Source organism: Halorubrum sp. Atlit-8R (assembly GCF_003666025.1).
GTDB lineage: Archaea > Halobacteriota > Halobacteria > Halobacteriales > Haloferacaceae > Halorubrum > Halorubrum salinarum.
Genome location: NZ_QPLV01000083.1, coordinates 1 through 434 on the forward strand (window position 1 = coordinate 1; position 434 = coordinate 434).

Below are 434 nucleotides of genomic sequence, written 5' to 3' on the forward strand. Positions count from 1 at the left end.
GAAACATGAGCTCGCAACCACGTTCAACACAGCGGTCTGGGCCGTCCGTATCGACTACTGCCACCGAGGAACCGCCGCTGCTGGCTGTTGACGATCTCCACACGACGTTCACCACGGAGCGTGGCGACGTCCCGGCCGTTGACGGCGTTTCCTTCTCAATTAACGAGGGCGAGGTGTTCGGCATTGTCGGCGAGTCAGGCTCCGGAAAATCCGTCACCGCCCTCTCGTTGTTGGGTCTCGCTGACGGCGCAACGGTCACAGCTGATCGGCTGCGCTTCCGGGATGAAGACCTCCTCGCCAAAGACGAAGCAGGGCTCCGCAAGATCCGCGGTAACGACATCTCGATGATCTTCCAGGATCCGATGTCGTCACTTAACCCAGTGATGACCGTTGGCGAGCAAATCGCTGAGGTCGTTCGCCACCACGGCGATGTC

Annotated in this window: 1 protein-coding gene; it reads left to right on the forward strand. The window is 60.4% G+C overall.

The features are described 5' to 3' along the window. Nucleotides 1-434: ATP-binding cassette domain-containing protein (locus DVK05_RS16670; protein WP_321166938.1), on the forward strand; the 434-nt coding region annotated here is incomplete at both ends.